This is a genomic window from Mycetocola reblochoni REB411 (genome assembly GCF_900163835.1).
GTDB lineage: Bacteria > Actinomycetota > Actinomycetes > Actinomycetales > Microbacteriaceae > Mycetocola_B > Mycetocola_B reblochoni.
Map to the genome: position 1 here is coordinate 1 of NZ_FUKR01000022.1, position 21,950 is coordinate 21,950.

The 21,950-nt window shown below is 73.2% G+C and carries 19 protein-coding genes; 8 read left to right on the forward strand and 11 right to left on the reverse strand.

What is annotated here, in order from left to right; genetic code table 11:
• Positions 1-61: 61 nt before the first annotated feature.
• From FM119_RS03275 to FM119_RS13820, 7 genes are all read right to left on the reverse strand, one after another.
• On the reverse strand, positions 62-583 hold the full coding sequence (locus tag FM119_RS03275) for a MarR family winged helix-turn-helix transcriptional regulator (RefSeq protein ID WP_087136266.1): 522 nt from the start codon (positions 581-583) through the stop codon (positions 62-64).
• Positions 584-1,084: 501 nt separating this feature from the next.
• Positions 1,085-1,807: a hypothetical protein gene (locus tag FM119_RS13815; RefSeq protein WP_179205180.1), complete on the reverse strand. Its 723-nt coding sequence runs from the start codon at positions 1,805-1,807 to the stop codon at positions 1,085-1,087.
• 88 nt (positions 1,808-1,895) lie between these two features.
• Positions 1,896-2,903, reverse strand: a complete 1,008-nt coding sequence (locus tag FM119_RS03285; protein WP_087136465.1) for an acrylyl-CoA reductase family protein — start codon at positions 2,901-2,903, stop codon at positions 1,896-1,898.
• A 45-nt stretch (positions 2,904-2,948) separates the two neighbouring features.
• The gene (locus FM119_RS03290) at positions 2,949-3,899 is read right to left on the reverse strand and encodes an L-lactate dehydrogenase (protein ID WP_420845566.1); all 951 of its coding nucleotides are present in this window, start codon (positions 3,897-3,899) and stop codon (positions 2,949-2,951) included.
• Positions 3,896-5,410 (reverse strand): SulP family inorganic anion transporter, encoded by a 1,515-nt coding sequence (locus FM119_RS03295; RefSeq protein ID WP_087136268.1) that lies wholly within the window; start codon positions 5,408-5,410, stop codon positions 3,896-3,898. The genes FM119_RS03290 and FM119_RS03295 overlap by 4 nt, the downstream gene beginning before the upstream one ends.
• Entirely contained in the window at positions 5,407-6,312 is a 906-nt protein-coding gene (trhO, locus tag FM119_RS03300; RefSeq protein WP_087136269.1) for an oxygen-dependent tRNA uridine(34) hydroxylase TrhO, read from the reverse strand. Before trhO ends, FM119_RS03295 begins: the two co-directional genes overlap by 4 nt.
• 39 nt (positions 6,313-6,351) lie before the next feature.
• Positions 6,352-7,290 carry a M23 family metallopeptidase gene (locus tag FM119_RS13820; RefSeq protein WP_179205181.1) on the reverse strand — a complete coding sequence of 313 codons (939 nt, stop codon included), beginning with the start codon at positions 7,288-7,290 and terminating at the stop codon, positions 6,352-6,354.
• 484 nt (positions 7,291-7,774) lie between these two features.
• Between FM119_RS13820 and FM119_RS03310 the strand changes: the two genes are divergently transcribed.
• The 7 genes from FM119_RS03310 (at position 7,775) to FM119_RS03340 (ending at position 16,994) form a co-directional block, all read left to right on the forward strand.
• Complete coding sequence (locus FM119_RS03310) at positions 7,775-8,536, forward strand: SDR family NAD(P)-dependent oxidoreductase (protein WP_087136271.1); 762 nt, start codon at positions 7,775-7,777, stop codon at positions 8,534-8,536.
• Positions 8,537-8,568: 32 nt separating this feature from the next.
• On the forward strand, positions 8,569-9,336 hold the full coding sequence (locus FM119_RS03315; protein ID WP_087136272.1) for an enoyl-CoA hydratase/isomerase family protein: 768 nt from the start codon (positions 8,569-8,571) through the stop codon (positions 9,334-9,336).
• Positions 9,333-10,181: an SDR family oxidoreductase gene (locus tag FM119_RS03320; protein WP_276327856.1), complete on the forward strand. Its 849-nt coding sequence runs from the start codon at positions 9,333-9,335 to the stop codon at positions 10,179-10,181. The genes FM119_RS03315 and FM119_RS03320 overlap by 4 nt, the downstream gene beginning before the upstream one ends.
• Before the next feature lie 47 nt (positions 10,182-10,228).
• Positions 10,229-10,633, forward strand: coding sequence for a VOC family protein (locus FM119_RS03325; protein WP_087136273.1), 405 nt, complete (start codon positions 10,229-10,231; stop codon positions 10,631-10,633).
• 281 nt (positions 10,634-10,914) lie between these two features.
• Entirely contained in the window at positions 10,915-11,478 is a 564-nt protein-coding gene (locus FM119_RS03330) for an acyl-CoA thioesterase (protein ID WP_087136467.1), read from the forward strand.
• 63 nt (positions 11,479-11,541) lie between these two features.
• Positions 11,542-12,570: a DNA-3-methyladenine glycosylase family protein gene (locus FM119_RS03335; RefSeq protein WP_143822612.1), complete on the forward strand. Its 1,029-nt coding sequence runs from the start codon at positions 11,542-11,544 to the stop codon at positions 12,568-12,570.
• 95 nt (positions 12,571-12,665) lie between these two features.
• A complete protein-coding gene (locus tag FM119_RS03340) occupies positions 12,666-16,994 on the forward strand; it encodes a proline dehydrogenase family protein (protein WP_087136275.1) in 4,329 nt (1,442 codons plus the stop codon).
• Positions 16,995-17,054: 60 nt separating this feature from the next.
• On the opposite strand, the gene FM119_RS03345 is transcribed toward FM119_RS03340, so the two are convergent.
• Positions 17,055-17,444: a GntR family transcriptional regulator gene (locus FM119_RS03345; protein WP_087136276.1), complete on the reverse strand. Its 390-nt coding sequence runs from the start codon at positions 17,442-17,444 to the stop codon at positions 17,055-17,057.
• A gap of 445 nt (positions 17,445-17,889) precedes the next feature.
• On the opposite strand from FM119_RS03345, the gene FM119_RS03350 reads away from it, so the two are divergent.
• On the forward strand, positions 17,890-18,258 hold the full coding sequence (locus FM119_RS03350; protein WP_087136277.1) for a hypothetical protein: 369 nt from the start codon (positions 17,890-17,892) through the stop codon (positions 18,256-18,258).
• Positions 18,259-18,515: 257 nt separating this feature from the next.
• Here FM119_RS03350 and FM119_RS03355 read toward each other — a convergent pair whose 3' ends face one another.
• The 3 genes from FM119_RS03355 to FM119_RS03365 all read right to left on the reverse strand — a co-directional run bounded on the left by FM119_RS03355 (position 18,516) and on the right by FM119_RS03365 (position 21,933).
• A complete protein-coding gene (locus tag FM119_RS03355) occupies positions 18,516-19,790 on the reverse strand; it encodes an alpha-hydroxy acid oxidase (RefSeq protein ID WP_087136278.1) in 1,275 nt (424 codons plus the stop codon).
• Positions 19,791-19,803: 13 nt separating this feature from the next.
• The gene (locus tag FM119_RS03360) at positions 19,804-20,772 is read right to left on the reverse strand and encodes a FadR/GntR family transcriptional regulator (RefSeq protein ID WP_087136279.1); all 969 of its coding nucleotides are present in this window, start codon (positions 20,770-20,772) and stop codon (positions 19,804-19,806) included.
• Between the two features lie 123 nt (positions 20,773-20,895).
• Entirely contained in the window at positions 20,896-21,933 is a 1,038-nt protein-coding gene (locus tag FM119_RS03365; protein WP_087136280.1) for an AI-2E family transporter, read from the reverse strand.
• Positions 21,934-21,950 lie beyond the last annotated feature (17 nt).

Below are 21,950 nucleotides of genomic sequence, written 5' to 3' on the forward strand. Positions count from 1 at the left end.
GTGCTGGTCATGCGGGTGTGCGGTTCTCCGTTCGGGGTGGCATGTTCGGGGTGGTGGCCGGTCAGGGGGTCGACTGCTCGCCTCCGCGGGTGGGTTCGGCGCTCCGGGGCGGCTCGGGGGCCGGTTCGCCCAGTGCATCGGCGAGCCGGTCGAGGAGCGCCGTGGCCGCCAGGAGGGTGTCGCGCTCCGCGGCGTCCAGCCGGCCGAGCGCGGGGAGCAGGCGTCCGGCCGAGCGGCGACGGAAGAGCCCGAGCTCCGCCGCGCCGTGCGCGGTGACGTCGACCAGGCTCGCCCTGCCGTCGTCGGGGTCCGCCGATCGTGCGAGCAGTCCGTCGTCGGTCAGTCTCTTGACGACGCCGGTCATGGTGGGCTGGCTGATGCGCTCGCGGACGGCCAGGTCGCCGACGCGCTGCGGCCCGTCGCGGTGGAGGGTGGCCAGCACACGCCAGGCGATCACCGAGCGCTGGGGCTCGGCGATGCGTGTCGCCTGCCGTGCGAAGCGGGCGCTCGCGGTGATGAGGGCGGAGGCGGCGTCGAGCCCGGCCTCATTGGCCGGAGCGTCTGAATCGGAGGAGCGGGTCATCACCGGCCCCACGGTACACGAATTTAGATAGCATCGCTATTCAGTTTTGAGGAGGGGGCGCCGCGTGCCCCGTCAGGCCCCGGTCTCGCGCCGCCCGCTGTGGGGGGCGGATGCGTCGTGAGGACATTCCGCTTCCCGCATACGTCGGCGCCGCTCGCTGTTTCGCGCCCGCCCGAGCGCGGAGAGGAGGGATCGATGCAGCTTTGTGAAGAAACCGTCTGTACTCCCAGGCGGTGACCGGCAAGATGGAACCATGGCCTCACTCTTCCTGCACTCGGACCGACTCGAGATCTCGCTCAGCGCTGCAGAGAAGGCATTCGCCCTTCGACGCGACGACGTCGTGATCCCCCGCGACAGCATCAGGAACGCGACGATCACGGACGATCCGTGGATCTGGCTGCGCGGTGTGCGGGCGCCCGGCGTCCTCATCCCGCAGGTCCTCGCCGTCGGTCGATGGAAGTACCACCGCGGCGACGACTTCCTCGTCATCAAGGCACGCCGTCAGGCGGTAATCCTGGAGCTCGAGGGCGCCGAGTTCACGCGCGTGATCGTGTCGACGGCGCACGCCGCGGCCCTGGTCGCCGCGCTCCGGCTGAACGCCGACGTTCCGGACAAGCTCGCTCCGCGGGCGGCGAAGGGCAAGAAGCGGCCGGCAGCCCCGTCGTCCGGCTCCGCCTCGAAGCCTGCCGCGGCCAAGCCTGCCGCCTCGAAGCCTGCCGCCTCGAAGCCTGCTGCGTCGAAGCCCGCCGCCTCGAAGAGTGCCGCCTCGAAGCCTGCTGCGTCGAAGCCCGCCGCCTCGAAGCCTGCCGCCTCGAAGCCTGCTGCGTCGAAGCCTGCAACGTCGAAGCCCGTCGCGTCGAAGGCCGAGGCCGGGGTCGCGGCGTCGAAGCCTGCAACGTCGAAGCCCGCCGCGTCGAAGCCCGCGGCCTCGAAGGCGTCCGCGGCCAAGCCGACGGCCCCGAAGCCTGCCGCGTCGAAGCAGACCGCGGCCAAGCCCGCCGCCTCGAAGCCCGCTGCATCGGCGTCGGCAACGACCAAGCCGTCCGCGTCGAAGCCCGCGGCGCCCAAGACGTCAGCGTCGAAGCCCGCCGCGCGGGCGACGGCGGCGTCGAAGCCCTCGGACGACGCGCCCACGGCCTCACGTCCGGCCGGGTCGGGGAAGAACTCGCCGTCGACCGGCACATCCGGGGACGACTCCGGGTCCTGACCCTCGGCCCGGACCACCTCGCACCACCCGCACCTCGCACCACCCGCACCCCGGACCGCCCCGCACCCCGGAGCGTCCCGCTCGTCGCTCCCGCCGCCGTCCCGCTCAGCGATCCGCGCCGCCGACGGCGATGACCGTCCGCCCGCGGACCCCTCCGTCGAGCAGGAGCCTGGCGGCATCCTCGGCCCCGGACAGCGGGACGACACGGCGGACCGCGGACGCGGCCTCCGGCGCGACGTCGCGGGACAGCCGGTCCCAGACCCGGCGACGGACGTCGAGAGCAAGCGACACGGAGTCGATCCCTGCCAGGTGGACGCCGCGCAGGATGAACGGCAGGACCGTGCCCGGAAGCTCCGTCGACCCGGCCATCCCGCAACTGGTCACGATGCCTCCCGCGCGGGTCTGCGCGATCGCGTTGACGAGGGTGCGGCCGCCGACCCCGTCGACCACGGCCGCCCACCGCTCCCGCTGGAGCGGCTTCCCGTGCTCCGCCAGCGGCTCACGTCCGACGACCTCGGCGGCCCCCAGGCTGAGCAGGTAGTCGGCGTCCGTGGCCGCACGCCCGCTGGAGGCGACGACGGTCCACCCCCGCGCGGCGAGGGCGGCGACGGCGATCCCGCCGAGCCCCCCGCCCGCCCCGGTCACGAGGACGGGTCCGTCCGACGGCCGGGCCCCGTGTCGTTCGATCGCGAGGACGGCGGCCACCGCGGTGACACCGGCCGTACCGAAGCCGGCGGCGTCGAGCGATCCCATCCCGTCCGGAACCGCGACGAGGGGGGACGAGGGGACGCGTGCCCTCTCAGCGAGCCCACCCGAGCGGCTCTCGCCGAGGCCGGCGCCGGTGAGCACGACACGGCTCCCGACGGTCCAGGCCGGATCGGTGCTGCTGCGGACGCGCCCGACCAGGTCGATGCCGGGGACGATCGGCCAATGCCTGAGGATGCCGGGGGCTCCGGTCATCGCCAGCGCGTCCTTGTAGTTGATGCCCGAGTAGTCGACGTCGAGCAGCACCTCGCCCTCCGGCAGCTCCGCCTCGGTCATGTCGTCGCGCAGTCGGGTGGTGGTCGTGCGGTCCTGGCCCTGCTCGACCCACCAGGCGGAGAACGTCGTCATGGCCTCAGCCTGACGCACGGTCCGCGACCGCGCCACCCCTCCGGCTCAGTGCAGCGCGTCGACGGCGTCGGCGATGGCGCCGGCCGATCGGTGCAGCCGGTCCAGCTCGTCGTCGGTGAGGGCGACGTCCACCACGCGTGCGACGCCCGAGGCGCCGACGACGGACGGCAGGCTGAGCGCCACTCCCGTGATGCCGTGAACGCCGTCGAGCGGGCTCGACACCGGCAGCACCGCGCCCTCGTCGTGGAGGACGGCCTCGACGATGCGCGCGCCGGACAGCCCGATGGCGTAGTTGGTCGCCCCTTTGCCCTCGATCACCCGGTACGCAGCCGTGACGACCTCGTGGTCGATGGCATCCCTCAGCGCCGGGGTGACGGGGGCGGATCCGTCGGACAGCCGCCACTCCTCGACGGGGACCCCGGCGACCGTCGCCTGCGACCAGTGCGAGAACGCGCTGTCCCCGTGCTCGCCGAGGACGACCGCCTGCACCTCGGACGACGGGACCTCCGTGTGGCGGGCGATCGCGTTCCGCAGGCGCGAGGAGTCCAGCACCGTTCCGGAGGAGAACACGCGGCCGGCCGGCAGGTCCGCTCGCTCTGCGGCGAGGACGGTGAGCACGTCGCACGGGTTCGTCACGAGGACGATGACCGCGTCGGGGCTGAGCTCGACCAGGCGGGGGATCATCCCGTCGAGGATGCGCGCGTTCACGCCGGCGAGGTCGAGACGGGTCTGGCCAGGGCGCTGCTTGGCCCCCGCCGTCACGACGATGACGTCGCTGCCCTCCGTGACCTCGATGTCCGCGCCGCCTCCGATCGTCGACCGGCCGGCGAGGGGCGCACCGTGCGCGATGTCGAGCACCTCGGCGTCGACGAGCGCGGCGTTGATGTCCTGCAGGACGACCTCGTCGGCCGAGCCGCGGATGAGGCTGGCGTAGGCGAGCGACGATCCGACGCTTCCCGCGCCGATGACGGACAGTTTGCTTCGACGGTGCATCATGGCTCCATTCTCGCCCCCGCGGCGAGGGCATCGAGGGCTCGCTGCACGCTTGTGCTCGTGCTGCGGAGCCCGCTCAGCTCGACGTGCGCGCCGTGCCGGCGGTACGCCGTCAGCACCGCGCCGATCGCCGTCACCGAGGAGGCGTCCCAGATCTGCGCGCCGGAGAAGCTGATGCGGACCCGCTCCGGGTCCTCGGCGACGTCGAAGCGCGTGGTCAGGTCGTTGCTGGAGGCGAAGAACAGCTGGCCATCGACGCGGTAGTCGACGACGGCGCCCCGCGTGTCGACGCTGCGCAGTCGCGTGACGGTGAGGAAACGCGAGACCTGCCGGGTGAAGGCGATCATCGCGGCGAGAACACCGACCGCGACCCCGATCGCCAGGTTGTGGGTGATGAGCACAGCGGCCACCGTGAGGAGCATGACGACCGTCTCGGCGAGCGGCGTCCGGCGGAGCGTCGACGGGCGGACGCTGTCCCAGTCGAAGGTGGCGACCGACACCATGATCATGACGGCGACGAGCGCGACCATCGGCACGAGGGCGACCACGTCGCCGAGCGCGAGGACGAGGACGAGCAGGAACACCCCCGCCAGGAACGTCGACACCCGGGTGCGTGCCCCGGAGACCTTCACGTTCACCATGGTCTGGCCGATCATGGCGCAGCCGCCCATCCCGCCGAACAGACCCGAGAGCACGTTCGCGGCGCCCTGGCCGAAGGACTCCCTGGTCTTGGACGAGCCGGTCTCGGTGATCTCGTCGACGAGCGTGGCGGTGAGCAGGGACTCCATCAGGCCGACGGCGGCCATGCCCAGGGCGTACGGGCCGATGATGCCGAGCGTCTCCAGTGTCAGCGGGACGGAGGGCAGCGCGAGCACGGGCAGGGACTCCGGCAGCGCGCCCTCGTCACCGACCGTCGGGACGGCGAGCGGGACGAGGATCGCGGCGGCGGTGAGCACGACGATCGCCACGAGCGGGGCGGGCACGGCACCGGTGAGCCGCGGGAACAACCAGATGATGCCGATGCCGACGACGAGCATCGGGTAGACCAGCCACGGCACGCCGATCAGGTGGGGGATCTGGGTGGCGAACACGAGCACGGCCAGGGCGTTGACGAAGCCCGTCATCACGCTGCGCGGGATGAAGCGCATGAGCCTGCCCACGCCGAGCGCGGCGAGCACGATCTGGATGACACCGCCGAGGATCACCGTGGCGAGGAGGTAGTCGAGCCCGTGCTCGCGCATCACCGGCGCGATCACGAGGGCCACCGCTCCGGTCGCCGCAGAGATCATCGCCGGGCGGCCGCCGAGGACGGCGATGCTCGTCGCCATCACGAACGCGGAGAACAGCCCGACACGGGGGTCGACGCCCGCGATGAGGGAGAAGGCGATCGCCTCGGGGATGAGCGCGACCGCGACGACGAGGCCGGCGAGGGCCTCCCGCGTCAGCAGCCGGGGGTCGCGCAGGGCGGCCAGGGTGCTCGGCGCGGCGGGGCGGTGCGCGGCGGCCGCCGTCATCGGGCGACGGCCGGCCGGCGGTGGCGCGCGCAGTGGACGACCGGGTGCGCCGGGCAGACGGGCAGCTGGGTCCTGCACTCCGGGTCGGCGCAGTTCGCCAGGGTCCCGGTCGGCTCGCCGCAGTCCGTGCAGGACGCCAGCAGTGCGGGGGAGTCGCTGTAGCTGACCGAGCCGCGGCCGTCGAACACGTACAGCGACCCCTCCCACAGCTCACGGTCGCCGTAGCGTTCGGCGTAGCGGACGATGCCGCCGGAGAGCTGGTAGACCTCGCCGAAGCCGCGGCGCGCCATCAGGCCGCTGAGGACCTCGCAGCGGACCCCTCCGGTGCAGTAGGTCACGACGGGGCGCCCCTTCAGGTGGTCGTAGGCACCGCTGTCGAGCGCCTCGACGAAGTCGCGCGTCGTCTCGACCGGGGGGACGATCGCGCCACGGAACCGTCCGATCTCCGCCTCGACCGCGTTGCGCCCGTCGAAGAACACGACCTCGTCGCCGCGCTCGGCCACGAGCGAGGTCAGTTCCTCCGGGCTGAGGTGCGTCCCGCCCCCGACGACGCCGTTCCCGTCGACCTGGAGCTCGTCCGGTGCGCCGAAGGCGACGAGCTCGTCCCTGACCTTGACGCTGAGCCGGGGGAAGTCGAGGCTGGCGCCGTCGGCGTCCAGTCCGGAGCCGTCCGACCACTTGACGTCCATGTCGCGGAAGGCGCGGTGCTCCCTCGTGCCGCGAAGGTAACGCTTGACCGCGGAGATCTCGCCCCCGACGGTCCCGTTGATCCCGTGGGGCGACACGATGATGCGACCGCGCAGCCCGTGCCTGTCGGCCAGCTCGCGCTGCCAGAGCCGGACGGCGTCGGGGTCGGCGAGCGGGGCGAAGGCGTAGTAGAGCAGGATCTTGGACAGCGACACCGTCCCATTCTACGAAGCGCCCGCGGCGCGCTTCGCCGCTCAGCGGCCGTCCGCGACGACCCAGCGCTCGCCCGCGGTCGGCAGGCCGTCGGCGCCGTCGGCGGCGGCGCCCGCGATCGCCCACGGCAGTCCCGTCGCGGTGAGCGGGGTCGCCCGGTCCTGACGCTGCACGAGCAGCTGCGGCTCGGCGCACGCCCCGGACGCCCCGCAGCCGGCGACGACCGCCCCGGCGCCCAGGCGGGAGCCGGGCGTGACCTGGATGCTGCCGCGCCGGAGGTGCCCGTAGAGCAGGTGGCTGCCGTCGTCGAGCCGGACCACGACGTGGTTGCCGAGGGTCGACGAGACCGGTCCGAGCAGCCGCAGCAACGCCTCGCCGCTGTACTGCCAGATCCGCGCGGCCCAGCGTGAGCGGCTGCGGTGGTCGCGGCGGCCGTCGACGACGCGCACGACGACCCCGTCGGCCATCGACAGCACTGGCTCGCCGAAGCCGGGGAAACGCTCGGGGGCGAGCAGCCCGGACTCGGGGTTGCCGAAGAGCGGCCGCGGCCGGCGACGCGGCTCGGGGTCGCCGGCGAGGACAAGGGCGAAGGCGGCGCCGAGGTCAGCGGTGCGGCTCGTCGTCGACGAGGGGGAGGGGCTGGCCAGGACCGCCCAGCCGCCGCGGACGGGCGCCTGGAGCACGGGGGCCGCACCGGAAACGGTCGGAGAGGCGGAGGAGGCGACGACCGCGATGAGCAGCAGTGCCGCCCCGACCCCGGCGGGGACGGCGAGCACCGGGCCCCAGCCGGGGACGACCAGGAGCACCACCGAAACGAGCACGAGCCACGCCCCCGCTTTGAGGGCCGGCACCCGGAGCGCCGCCGTCACACGTCGACCCGGTGCGCTCGGCGGCGGGGTCTGCGCGTCCGCTTCCCGCGCGGCGTCCCGTCCGGTCCGGGCGGCGGCGTGCTGGTCGAGGGGCGATGAGGGTTCCGACATCCGACTCCTTGGTGGTGGTCCCCCCCATCGTGCCATTACGACAACGCTGTCGGTCCGGCGCGCGCGGCCGGTACGGTTGACCCGCGAGGAACGGAGTTGTTCATGGCGGGTGTGACCGGTGCGGTCGGAGGGCGGCGTGCAGCCCGTCCCCGCGTGGCATCGCCGGGGCGCCCGTCCCTCCCTCCCGGCCGTGGTCGCGCGGATCCGCCGGGACGTCCCTCCGTCGGGACCGGCCGCCCTCCGGCGGTCGACCGCGGTGCCGGTGCCGGGCGTTGTGACGGGAGGGTCACCAGTTTTCCGGCCACGACCCTCGCGTCCGGGGCGCGTCCGGCGCCGGTCCCCCGTAGCGTTAGTGGTGATCGCCCCGGCCTGTGCCGCCCCCGGGGCGGGTCGACGTCGTCGGCGGCCGCAGGGATGAGGATGCAGTGATGCGCAGACGAGCGCCGCGAACGACCGGCCGGCTCCGTCGGGGGAGCGTGGTCCTGTGACCGCCCCGCGACGATCAGCGGTCATCACGGGCGGGGCGTCCGGACTGGGCAGGGCGACGGCGACCCGACTGGCCGCCGAGGGGTGGGCCGTGGTCATCGCCGACCTCCCCGGCTCGGGCGGCGGCGAGGTCGCCGACGCCCTCGGGGACGCGGTGCGGTTCGTCGAGGTCGACGTGACCGACCCGGATCAGCCTGCCCTGGCCGTCGAGGCCGCCGGTTCCCTGGCGCCGCTCCGGCTCGCGGTGTGCTGCGCGGGCATCGCCCCCGCCGCGAAGCTGCTCGGTCGCGACGAGCCGCACGACGCAGGCCTGTTCGCGCGCACCCTCGCCGTCAACCTCACCGGGACGTTCCACACGGTGCGGGCCGCGGCCGAGGCGATCGCCGCCACGGAGCCGGAGGGCGGAGAGCGGGGCGTCATCGTGATGACCGCGTCGATCGCCGCCGTCGAGGGTCAGATCGGCCAGGTCGCCTACTCGGCCAGCAAGGGCGGCGTGCAGGCCATGACGCTGCCGCTGGCGCGCGAGCTGGCGCGCAGCGGTGTCCGCGTGATGACGATCTCTCCCGGGGTCTTCCAGACGCCGCTGAGCTCGGCGATGCCGGAGGCCGTGCGCGACTCGCTCGGCGGTCAGGTGCCGTTCCCCCCGCGGCTCGGCCGTGCGGACGAGTACGCGGACCTGGTCGCCACGATCGTCCGCACCCCCTACCTCAACGCCGAGGTCATCCGACTCGACGGCGGGATCCGCATGGCGCCGCGCTGAGCCGCGACCGCCCGAGTGCAAAGGAGCACACGATGACCGAGCCCATCCTGCTGTCCGTGTCGGACGGCGTGGCCAGGGTGACCCTGAACCGGCCCGACCGCCTCAACGCCATCGACGCCGCGGCCGCGGGCCGCTGGCGGGACGTCGCCGAGGAGGTCACCGGCAGAGCCGATGTGCGCGCGGTCGTCCTCGACGCCGCAGGGCCCGCGTTCTGCGCGGGCGGCGACGTGGGGGCGATGGCCGCCGGCGGCACCGACGGGGCCGCGATCCGGCAGCTCGCCGACACCATCCACCACGGAATGCGCGCGCTCAGGGGCGGGGCCGTCCCCATCGTCGCGGCCGTCCAGGGTGCCGTCGCCGGGGGAGGGCTCGGCGTCATGCTGACGGCGGACATCGTCGTGGCGAGCACGGGGGCGAGCTTCCAGAGCAGGTACGCCAACATCGGCCTCACGCCGGACTGCGGCGTCAGCACGCTCCTGCCCGAGGCGGTGGGCACGCGCAGGGCGCTGCAACTGCTGCTCGGCGACATCCGGCTCGACGCCCGCACGGCCCTCGAGTGGGGGCTCGTCGGCGAGGTGGTCGACCCCGAGGATCTGGCTGCCCGCGCGGACGCGATCGCGGCGAGTTGGGCCTCGGGGCCGTCGGCCGCCTACGGTCAGGCCAGACGACTGCTCCGCGCTGACCGGTCCCGCTCGTTCGCCGCGGCACTCGACGACGAGGCCGCCACCATCGGCGCGGCCTTCGACACGGAGGACGCGTCCACCCGGATCGCGGCGTTCGTCGAGGGGAGCAGGCGGTGAGCGCCGCGTCGCCGCGCACCGAGCGGGCGCTGGCCGGTCGGACGGTCCTCATGTCCGGCGGGTCGAGGGGCATCGGCCTGGCCATCGCGCTCGCCGCGGCCCGGCAGGGGGCGAACATCGTCCTGCTGGCGAAGACCGACGTCCCCCACCCGCGACTTCCGGGCACGATCCACACGGCCGTTGCCGAGATCGAGGCGGCGGGCGGCCGCGCCGTCGGGGTCGTCGGCGACGTCAGGGACGACGAGGCGGTGGAGCGTGCCGTGTCGGCGGCCGTGGACGGTTTCGGCGGGATCGACGTGGTCGTCAACAACGCGAGCGTCATCGACCTGCGCGGCAGCCTGGAGCTGCCGTCGAAGAGCTATGACCTCATGCAGGACGTCAACGTGCGGGGCAGCTACCAGCTGAGCAGGGCGGCCATGCCCGCTCTGCTGCGCTCGGCCTCGCCGGTCGTGCTCTCGCTGGCCCCGCCCGTCTCGCTCGACCCGCGCTGGCTGGGCGCCCACCCCGCCTACACGACGGCGAAGTTCGGCATGACCCTGGTCACGCTCGGGCTGGGCGCGGAGTTCGCCGACAGGGGTCTCACGGCCTGCACGCTCTGGCCCCGGACCACCATCCGGACGGCGGCGGTGGCGAACGTCCTCGGCGGCGAGGAGCTGATGCGCCGCAGCAGGACGCCGGAGATCTACGCCGACGCGGCCGCTCTCGTCCTCGCCGACGCCGGCGGGCGGTACAACGGCCGTTCCCTCATCGTCGAGGACGTCCTCGCCGAGCACGGTGTCACCGATCTGTCGGGGTACTCGCCGGGCGTCGACGAGTCGGAGCTGTTCCCGGACATCTTCCTCTGAGGCCCGGCGTCGTGGCGGGCCAGGCCGGGGGTCGCTAGGGTCGGGCCATGGGTACTCGTCTCGGTCGGATCGTTCTGCTCAGCGACGACATCGACCGCTCCCTCGACTTCTACCGGCGCCACTTCGACCTGCACTCCGTCGTCGACGACGACCTGGACGGATTCCGGCTCACCCACGTCGGGGCCGGTGGCGTGGAGGACCCAGGGTTGTGGCTGTTTCCCGCCGAGGCGGCCGGCGCCCGGCCGGGGGCGGCGACCGGGAGCGCTCCCGCGCTGGTGCTCTACGTCGACAGCCTCGACGGGGTCGTCGACTCGCTGGACAGGGGCGGGCACCCGCTGCGCGTCCCCGTGACGGGCGACCCCGGCGGTCAGCGGTACGCCCACGTCGACGACCCGGACGGGAACGAGATCGTCGTCGTCGAGTTCGCCGGCGAGGGCCGGGCCCGACCATAGCGTGCGGAGTGCGGAGTGCGGAGTGCGGAGTGCGGAGTGCGGAGTGCGGAGTGCGGCGTGCAGGGTGCGGCGTGCGGGCCGGAACATGGGTGACATCGGCTTCTCGACGGGCACCGGCGAGCGGCTGACCCCCCTCGACTGAGCGCGGCCGACAAGCCGCGCGCGCCGTCCGCCCCGCTCGCTTGGCGGGCAGGGACAAGCCGCGCCCTCCGCCCTCCGCCCGCCGGATACGCTCGCCTCCTGGCGCCGTGGTCGCGGCGCAGCACGCTGAGAGGGCGACGATGCACCTGTTCTTCCGTACGATCCTGGTCATCTGGCGTGCGCGCCGGCGTCGTCGTCGCGGCGACACGGTGGCCCCGACCGAGGTGAGCAGGCTCCGCCTGCGCACGCTCCCGACCGACATCGACCTCATCGGGCACATGAACAACGGCGTGTACCTGTCGATCTTCGACCTCGGCCGGTACGACCAGATGATCCGTGCCGGACTGTGGGAGCCGATCAGGGCGCGCGGGTGGTACCCGGTGGTCGTGTCCGAGACGGTGAGTTTCCGCCGGTCGCTCGAGCTGTGGTCGGTCTTCGACGTCGAGACGCGCATCGTCGGCTTCGACGAGAAGGCCGCGATCGTGGAACAGCGGGTCGTCGTCGACGGCGAGATCTACACGCGGGCGCTCATCCGCGCCCGGTTCCTGTCCGCGGGGAGCGGTCCCGTGCCGATCGCGGAGCTCAGGGAGGCGGTCGGCGTCGGCTTCGACGAGCTGCCGCCCCTGCCCGACTGGGTCGCCGAGTGGGCGGCTGCGGCGGCGCTGCCGGGGACGAAGGCTCCGGCCCCGAGCACCTGGCCGTGAGCGGACATCGCTCGGCGTGCCCGCGCCGCGGCGGTGACGGTGGTGCCGCCTAGGCTGGGGACGATGACAGGTGCGGGGGAGTGGCAGCAGGACTCGCGGCGACGCCGCAGTGCCGCTCAGCGACCACGCCTGACGGGAGGGGCGGAGGGGCGGACCGCCGCTGCGGATCCCGTGCCGCTCGGTGACCCGGCCGTCCGCATCGTTCCGCTCGATCGCCCCCTCGCCCTGCGCGCCGTGCTCATCCCCCGTCGCAGGGGAACGGGCGATCCGGCGTTCCGCATCGATCCCGCCGGGCGCGTGTGGATGGCCAGGAGGGAGGAGGCCGGGCCGTCGCTGCTCGCCCTCGCGCATGCGGGCGACCGCGTCGTCGCACGGGCGTGGGGCCCCGGTGCGGGGGAATCGCTCGACGCGGTCCCGCTTCTCATCGGCGAGGACGACGACTGGTCGGGCCTCGACCTCACCTCGGTGCCGGCGCTCGGCCGGATTCGCGCGGCGAATCCGGGGCTGAGACTGTCAGCGGGGGGCGATCTGCTCCAGATGCTCGTGCCCGCCATCCTCGAGCAGAAGGTCACGACGGCTCAGGCCTGGTTCGCCTGGCGCTGGCTGCTCCGCCGCTACGGCTCCCCGCTGCCCACCCCCGGCGGGCGCACGCTCATCGCGCCGCCCGACGCGGCGGGCTGGCTGTCGGTGACCCCGTGGGACTGGCACACCGCCGGGGTCGACGACCGTCGCGCACAGATCGTGCGTCGTGTGGCCGCGCGCGCGGGGGCGATCGCGCGGCTGGGTCGCGACAGCCCGGAGGACGCAGCCGAGCGGCTGCTGAGCATCCCGGGGATCGGGCCGTGGACCATCGCCGAGGCGCTCGCGCGCAGCCACGGAGCCCCCGACGTCGTCAGCGTCGGCGACTTCCACCTGTGTCGGAGCGTCGGGACGGCGTTCCTCGGCGAGCCGGTGGACGACCAACGCATGCTCGAGCTGCTGCGGCCGTGGGAGGGACAGCGTCAGCGGGTGCTCAGGCTCATCGGTGCGGCCGGCATCACGGCGGAGCGCCACGGGCCCCGCCTCGAGGTCCCCGACCACGTCCGACGATGAGGGCGCGGACCCTGCACAGCGAATTCACTGCTGGGATCCGTCCCCTCTCGGGGTTGCAGCGTTCCGGGGCCTCCCGCCGGGCATAGGCTCGGTACATGGTGCACCCGTCCGACTTCACTGCGCAGAACTACGCCCTCCTCACGGAGCAGAGTTTCGTCCGGGTCGCGCGGTGGACGGAGCAGGCGGCCGCGGCCGAGGGACAGCTCTCCTCCCAGAGCGCGTCCGAGCAGCTCGCGACCGTGCTCGGCCAGCTGGTCACCGACCCGGACGCGGGCGCGTTCGTCCGTATCCTCGCCGACGACGTGCTCAGCCCCGAGGTCAGGATGGTCGCCGGCTACGGGGTCAGCAGGGCTGCGCGTACGGCCCCGAGCACCCTGACGGGGGTCGCCCGCGCGGCGCTCGCCGTCGGCGGGCAGCTCGGGCCCGTCGTGCCCGCGCTGGCCGTCCCCGCGCTACGGCGCAGCATCCGGCACGCCGCCTCCTCCCTGGTGGACTCCGACGAGGCCGACGCGGTCACGGACCTGGTCCAGAGCATCCACGCGCACGACATGCGGGCCGGACTGCGACTGCTCTCGCCGCCCGTCGCCGGCGACATCGCGGCGGGTGTCGAGCTGGAGCGGCTGCGCGTCCTCGCCTCCCGCGACGACGTCGAGGTGCTCTCGATCGACCCGTCCGCGCTGCTGCCGCACATGACCCCCTGGTCCGCACAGGGCGCCTTCGACGAGCTGGTCGGCCGCCTGACGCCGGTCCTCGCGGCCGCGGCCGCCTCCGGTGTGCGGCTCATGTTCGATGCCGGGCTCTACCGGGACCACGACGCCACGGTCCGGTCCCTGCTGCGTGTCATCGACCAGGAGCGGTGGAACAGGGTCTCGATCGGCATCACGCTGTCCGCGGCGGTCCCGGAGTCCTTCACCGAGCTGCAGCTGCTCGTAGAGCACGCCCAGCGGCGGTACGAGAGCGGCGGGGCACCCATCACCGTGCGCATGGTCAAGGGGGGCAACCTGCCGGCCGAGCGCGTCGAGGCCGAGCTCGGTTCCTGGCCTCTCGCCGTCGCCGAGGACCGCAAGTCCACCGACACGAACCTCAAACGGATGCTGCACTGGGCACTCGGCAAGGGTCGCACCGAGTGGTCGCGCGTCGCGCTGGCCAGCCACAACCTGTACGACGTGGCCTACGCCAGGGGCATCGCCGAGGCCGCGGGGGTCGCGGGTGACCTCGAGTTCGAGTTCCGACGCGGTCTCGCCGGGCCGGCGCTCGCCGCGGTCAACAGCGAGCTCGGGCCGGTTCGGATCGACACACCTCTGCTGGCGGACGGCGACGCACGGTCGCTCGGCCGATTCCTGAGCCGTCTCGCCGGCGAGTACGGCTCGGGCGCGTTCCCCGCTCTGCGGCTCGGCCGACCGGATGCGGCGATCGAGCTGCAGCACGAGCGTGACGCCTTCCGGTCGAGCGTCGTTGCCCTCGAGGCGGAGCCGCACCGCATTCCGGAGCCGTTGCGCACGCAGAACAGAGAGACGGAGTGGACGCTCGGGGCGCCCGTGCCGATCTCGTGGGGGCCCGACGACGCGCTCACCCGGGAGCCGGAGCACGAGGACGCCCCGCTCAGCCTGACCCAGGCGGTGCTCGGGCTGGCCGGGGTGGCGAGGGAGCCGGAGTCCCCGTTCGACACCGTGCGCGTGTTCGACAGCACGACCCTGCCCCAGAAGCCGGTCAGTGATCTGGGCGCCCCCGGTTTCGTCAACGTGCCGGACACCGACCCCGCTCTCGCGGCGAACCGTGCCTGGATGGACCGGCTGCTCCGCAGGGCCGAGCTGTCCGAGACCGGCGCCGATGCCGTCAGGGCGGCGGTCGTCGATGACGACGAGGTCGAGGGGCTCATCGCCGTCGTCCGTTCCCTTGCGGAGGAGTGGGGGTCCCGGCCGGCCGAGCGGCGCGCGGATGTCGTCGTGCGTGCGGGGCTGTCGCTCGCGGCCAATCGCGATCGCCTGCTCGACGTTCTCGTCGCCGAGGTCGCGACGACGATCACCGCCGCCGACCACGAGGTGAGCGAGGCCATCGACCTCGCCGGCTACTACGCGGCGAAGGCGCGCGAGCTGGACGCGGTCCGCGGCGCGCGCTTCAGCCCGCCGCGGCTCCTGGTGTCGCGACCGGGCGCGGAGCGGCCCGTGGCCGACGCGGCCGGCGCGGCTCTCGCCGCCCTCGCGGTCGGCGCGGGCTCCATCCTCGTGCCGGCCGACGGAACGGAGCGCTGCGTCGCCGTGGTGGCGGAGGCGCTGTGGGAGGCGGGCATCCCGCGCGACCTTCTCGTCGTGGCCGTCCCGTCGACGGTCGCCGTCCCGGAGGGCACGTCCGGCTCCGCGCTTCTCGTCCCGGGAGAGTCCGTCGACGAGACGGCTGACGACGACACATCGTCGGCCGAGCCGGACGGGGAAGAATCGGTCGAGGTCGAGGTCGAGGTCGAGGTCGAGGTCGAGGTCGAGGAAGTCGAAGACGTCGCCGCCGGACCCGACGCCGCGGTCCCGGACTCCTCCGAGATCGGCGGCGACTCGGCGGCGGATGAGGACGAGCGCGCGGGTGAGGTCGACGTTCCGTCGGGCCGGGACGCGGCGCACGATGACGCGGCGATCGCTGAGGCTGCACGCTCCGACGAGGACCAGGAGCCGCACGTTTCTCCCCCCGTCCCCGCCGTCGCCGCGTCTTCCCCGCTCACTGCAGCGGGCCTCGCGGTCGATGCGGGCTGGATCACGGCGGCGGCCGACGACGCCGAACGGAACGCACCCCTCGACGACATCGCCGAGGCGCGGCACGACCGCAGCGCGATCGATGCGACCGCTCGCAGTGGCGACCCCGCCGAGGGCGACCGCGAAGCGGCACAGGCCGAGGCGGCGCCGTCGGCCTCCGGCGCCGACGAGGGGGCCGCTGCTCGCTCCGAGGAACGGGAACGCGCGGCGGATGATCTGCTTCACCGGCTCGTCGACCACGACGGGACGGACCGTGTCGTGGTCGCCGGCGACGCCGCGCTGGTGAGTCGTCTGCGGCGGGCGAGGGGAGCCCGCGCCTTCAGCGCCTCCGTGCGCCGGGCCAACGCGATGATCCTGACCCCGAGCGCCGACCTGGACGCCATGATCCCCGTCATCGTCGACAGTGCCTTCGCCGGGGCGGGCCAGCACCGTCAGGCGGCCGGAGTGCTCATCGTCGTCGGCCACCTCGCGCAGAGCGAACACCTGCGCCGGACGCTCGCAGACGCGGTCGCGTCGCTGCGCGTCGGCCCAGCGACCTCCGCCGCGACGGAGGTCGGACCGTTGCGTCGACCCGCCGCCGGAGCCGAGCTCGCCGCACTCACCGTCACCGAGGGCGAGGAGTCGTGGCTGATCCCGCCCCGCCGACTGGACGGGGAGGCCCGGCTGTGGACGCCGGGGGTGCGCAGCAACGTCGCGCACGGAAGCGTCAACCACCTCCGGCCGGCCGCGGTGCCGGTGCTGAACGTGCTCAGCGCTCGCACTCTCGATGAGGCCATCGCGCTCGCGAACGCCGTCGAGGGCGGCCAGGTCCAGGCCTTCTTCGGCCGGGACCCCCTCGAGCTCGCCCGGTGGACCCAGGCCGCTCAGGCGGGGACCCTTGTGGTGAACAGGGCGACCACCGCCTCCGTCGTTCAGCGTCAGCCTCTCGGGGGCTGGGGCCGCTCGCGGATCGGGGCGGTCGCGAGCACCGGAGGGCCGCACCACCTCGTCACGCTCGGCCGCTGGGTCGCCGATGCGGGAGCGCGCAGCACCACGCTGCATCTGCGTGGGCTCGACTCCCGAATCGTCGCGATCATCGAGGCCGCGCAGCCGTCGCTCGGCTACGAGCACTTCGACCAGCTGCGCCGCTCGGCGCTGTCCGACGCCGTCGTCTGGGGGACGGACTTCGGCGAGGCGAAGGACGTCACCCTGCTGCCGTCCGAGCGGAACATCCTGCGCTACCGGGCGGTCGACACCTCCATCAGGGCGACGGAGGGGACCGAGCTCTGGGAGGTCCTGCGCGTCGTCGTCGCCGCGGTGAGAGCCAGGGCCCGGATCACGCTGTCCGTCCCCGAGGGACTCCCCGCCGAGGTGAGGCACGTCCTCACCGGGCTCGAAGCGCTCGTCTCGGTCGAGACCGAGCAGGAGTGGATCGACAGGATCACCGCGACGACGCCGCGCGAGGACGGCTCGCTTCCAACCCCTCCGGACCGGATCAGGGTCGTCGGACCGGAGGAACGCCGATCGCAGGCCGCATCGCACGCGATCATCGCGCTCGGACCGGACAGCCCCGTCGTCGTCATCGCCGACGAGGTCACTCAGGCCGGACGCATCGAGCTGCTGTCCTTCGCCAGGGAGCAGACGATCAGCATCGCCGCCTCTCGCGACGGTGCGAGCGACCGGTGGAGCGAAGAGATCGTCTGACCGCGCGGAGGCGGGGCCGGCCCCTCCTCGTCCGCACGGTCGTCGTTGGCGGGGTCGACGTCAGCGGGGTCGTTCGGCCGCGCGGCTGACCAGCTCGACGGTCTCTGCCGGCGTCAGGCCGAGCCCGGCACAGTAGCGGACGAACTCGCCCGCAGCCCGTTCCGCCGCCGCCGCGACCGGATCGTCCGACGTCGCCGCGACGAAGGTGCCGAGGCGGCGGCGCGTCTCCACCACGCCCTCCTGCTCGAGCAACCGGAACGTCTTCGCGACGGTGTTGGGGGCGACGCCCAGCCGCTCGGCCAGGGCCCTGACCGTCGGCAGGCGGTCTCCGGCGCGAGCGCGTCCCGCCGCGATCGCCTCGAGCAGTTGCTCCCTCAGCTGAGTGAAGACCGGCGTCGACGAGTCGTGGTCAGGGGCGTGGAACAGCTCGGGGGCGGGGGAGGAGTCCATGCGAGCGAACCTAGCCCGTGACCGCCACGACGGGCAACACGCCGGTCGCTCCGTGTCCGTCGTCGCCCGGACTCCCCGCTCCGCGTCACGTTGCGCGAGGGCTGGGGCGGGTGCCGGGTGGCGGTGATGACAAAACGCGAGGAATGATCACGTTAGCTGCTACTGTCGGTACGTCGTGCGACCCCGAAGCGCAGCGACGGCACACACCAAACCCGATGGGAGTCCCGCTGTGGGCGTATTCCGACGACGTGGCACGCGCGAAGAACCGCTCGACCCCGAGGAGTTCGGCGACGCGTGGTTCAGCGAGATCTTCCGTCACGTGCCACCGCTGCCGGATGCTCCCGGAGACGTGACCCCCCTCGACGCAGTACCCGATACCGATCCCGAGCCCGAGGTCAGGGCGACGGAGCACACACTCACGTCACGTCCCCAAGGAGGACCACTCATGTCAACAATCGACTCCGTGCTCGCCGAGCTGCTCACGATCGACGGTGCCACCGGCGCGGCCATCGTCGACGCCGACAGCGGAATGGCGCTGGGAACGGCCGGAACCCCGCCGTTCAGCCTCGAGTACGCCGCCGCAGGCAACTCCGAGGTGGTCAAGGCCAAGCTCCGCACGATGAGCAGCCTCGGAATCAACGAGAGCATCGAGGACATCCTCATCACCCTGACCGGTCAGTACCACCTGATCCGAGTGCTCGGCGGCACCGGTGCGTCGACGCTGTTCGCCTACGTCGTGCTCGACCGTTCGCGCGCCAACCTCGCGCTCGCCCGGCACAAGACGGCTGCCGCCACCGCAGATCTGCAGATCTGAGCCCCGCCCCGCGACGCGGAACGGCCCCGCCTCTCCTGGAGGCGGGGCCGTTCTCTGCTGCTGCGCAGGGTCGCACGTGGTGCCGCGCCTGTCTCGGCGTCGGCCAGGCACCGCGTCGCTCCGGCCCGGCCCGGCCCAGCCCGGCCCAGCCCGGCTCGGCGTCGGTCCGACTTCGCGCGGAGTCGGACCGCGCTCGTCGTCGGACCGGATCGGACCGGATCGGGTCGGCCCGGGCCCGGGCCCGGGCCCGAGCCGTCTCAGCGGCGTCGCGGCTTCGCGTCGGCCAGGTGCTCGGGCACGGGGCCGAGCGTCGTGAAGCGGCTCAGCTGGGTGACGTGGCGCGGCTCGAGCTCGTCCAACGCGGCGACGCCGAGCAGCTTCATGGTGCGGACGATCTCACTGCGCAGGATGTCGATCGTCTTGTCGACGCCCGCTCGCCCGCCCGCCATGAGCCCGTAGAGGTAGGCGCGCCCGATGAGGGTGAAGTCGGCGCCGAGGGCGACCGCCGCGACGATGTCCGCGCCGTTCATGATGCCGGTGTCGAGCAGGATCTCGGTGTCGTCGCCGAGCTCGGCCGCGACGTGCGGCAGCAGGTGGAACGGGATGGGCGCGCGGTCCAGCTGGCGGCCGCCGTGGTTGGACAGCACGATGCCGTCGGCGCCCAGGTCGACGGCGAGCTTCGCGTCCTCCACCGACTGGATGCCCTTGACGACGAGCTTGCCCTTCCAGTTGTCGCGGATGAAGCGGACCTCGTCCGGTCCGACGGTCGGGTCGAACATCGTGTCGATCAGGGCCGCGACCGTGCCCGACCAGCGATCGAGGCTGGCGAAGGCGAGCGGCTCCGTGGTCAGGAAGTTGATCCACCACGCCGGCCGCGGGATGGCGTTGATCACGGTCTTCGGCGTGAGGCTCGGCGGGATGGTCATGCCGTTGCGCACATCGCGCAGGCGCGCCCCGCCGACCGGGGTGTCGACGGTGACGACGAGCACGTCGTTGCCGGCGGCGGCCGCACGGTCGACGAGCTTCATGGAGCGCTCACGGTCCGTCCACATGTACAGCTGGAACCAGTTGCGGCCGTGCGGTGCCGCCGCGGCGACGTCCTCGATCGAGGTGGTGCCCATCGTCGACAGCGTGAAGGGGATCCCTGCGGCCTCGGCGGCCGTCGAGCCGGCGCGCTCGCCCTCCGTCTGCATCATCCGGGTGAAGCCGGTGGGAGCGATGCCGAACGGCAGCGCCGACGGGCCGCCGAGGATCTCGCGCGTCGTGTCGACGTGCGAGACGTCCTTCAGCACGGAGGGGTGGAACTCGATGTCCTCGAACGCCTGCCGCGCCCTGGCGAGGGAGACCTCGCCCTCCGCGGCGCCGTCGGTGTAGTCGAACGGGGCCTTCGGGGTGACGCGCTTGGCGATCGCGCGGAGGTCGTAGACGTTGGTGGCGGAGTCGAGGCGGCGGGTGCGCGGGTTGAACTCCGGCTTCTTGAACTGCATGAGGGGCAGCAGGTCGTGCGGTCGGGGAAGGCGTCGTTGGACCATGGGTTCCTTCTTTCTACCTGTTGGTCTGGCTCGTCGCGGGCGCCGCGGCGGGGTCGGGGAGTGGCGGCTCCGATCGGTGCAGGCTGATGTCGGAGAAGTAGTCCTCGATGTGCCGGCGGATCAGCCGGGTGGCCAGGGGCTGGTCGCCCGCGCGGATCGAGGCGATCACGTCCCTGTGCTCGCGCTGCAGGCGGGCGGCGGTCGCCGGCCAGTCGGGGAAGGCGGGGATGCCCTCGGTCACGTATGACTCGACGGCGCCGCGCAGCCCGGACATGGTGGCGGAGATGACCTGGTTTCCGGCGGCTTCCGCCAGCCGCAGGTGGAAGCGGGTGTCGAGGGACAGGAAGGTCGCCGCGTCGGTGGCCGCGTCCATCCGGTCGAGGATGCGTTCGGCGTCGGCGAGCAGCGTCTCCGGTGTCGGTGTCGGTGTCGGTGCGGGGGTCGGGTCCGACTCCGGCGAGCGAGGGTTCGCGGTGCCCGAGCCCTCCGTGCCGTCCGCCTCGCCGGGGAGGCGGAGGAGGGCGGGCTCCTGGCGGGTCGCCTGGGCGATCACCTGGCCGAAGTAGTGGTCGTGGGCGGCGCGGGCGCCGATGATGGGCAGGCCGATGAGGCTGCCGGGCGGGGCGAACCGTGACGCCAGGCTGGCGACGACCGCCGTCTCGAGCAGCACGCGGGAGCTGACGATGTCGTCGACGGCGAAGCCCGTCGCCGCGACCTGCAGCCGCATGAGCATCGACATCCCGCCGTCGGGCCGGGCGACGATGATGGCTCCCGCCTGCGGGCCGGATCCGACGTTGGTCTGCACCAGCCCCATCGCGTCGAGCACGCGGATGGCCTCCCTGACGCTGGAGCGCCCGACGCCGAGCTCGGCGGCCAGCTGACGCTCACCCGGCAGGCGGTCGCCGGGGTGGAGGGAGCCGGAGACGAGGTCCGCCTCGATCTTGTCGAGGACGGTGCGCCAGGCGCGCGGGGTGTCGGGCACGGCGTTCCTCCTTCGACGTCACGGGGACCCTGTGGTCGGACCACATCAATATACTGCATGGCCGCCGCGGGAGACAGGGCGTGTGGGCGGGCTGCGGACCGGCCACGACCGGGCGCGACGAGGCTAGGCCAGCTCCTGCCTCGGCACGATGACCCGCTCGATGATGAGCAGCAGCGCCGCCGTCACGGGGACCGCCACGAGCGCGCCCAGCAGTCCGAGCAGCGTGCCGCCGACCATCGCGCCGATCAGCACGAGCGAGCCGGGGATCGTCACCGCGCGGCTCAGCACGCGCGGCGTCAGCACGTACGCCTCGACCTGCATGTAGGCGACGAGGGCGATCCCGACCCACAGCGCGCTCGGCGGCGACACCATGAGGCAGACGAGCGTGACGATCACGGTGCTGATCACCGAGCCGACGAGCGGGATGAAGGTGATCAGCAGCGCGAGGAAGGCGAGCACCGCCGCGAAGGGGTTCCCCGCGATCGTCAGAACGATGAACGAGAACACGGCGTTCATCGCGGCGAGCACCGCCATGCCCGACAGGTAGTTGCCCACCCCGGCGAGGATGTCCTCCGTCAGGTCGACCGTCTGCTCCCGCGTGCTGCGCGGGGTCAGGCGGTAGAACGCCGCGGTGATGCGGGGCAGCCCCGCGAGGAAGTAGAGCGTCAGGATCGCGATGAACACGGTGTTGCCGACGCCCCCGGCGATGCTGGCCGTCGCCTGCAGGACGCCGCCGCCGAGGGCGAGCCAGGTGTTCGGGTCGACGATCGTGGAGCTCAGCCAGTCGCGCAGCTGGCCGATGCCGCCGCCGGTGGACTCGTCGAGGTCGAGGTACCACTCCTGCCGGGGCAGGTCAGCGAGCAGGCTCGGCAGCTCGGTCGCGAGCAGGCGGACCTGGTCGACGATGATCGGGACGATGACCAGCAGCAGCGCCCCGAGCAGTGCGAGCACACCCAGCGTGACGATGAGGACCGACACCCCGCGGGAGAGCCCTCGCGCGACGAGCCTGGTCACGAGCGGGTTGAGGCCGACCGCGACGAACAGGGCCGTGCCGACGGTGATGAGCACCGTGCTGAGCGAGCTCAGCGCCACGGCCAGGCCGACCGCGAGCAGGACGCCGACGGCGATGAGGAAGCCGAGGCGGACCGGGTGTCTCTCCATGCGACCAGCTTAGGGGC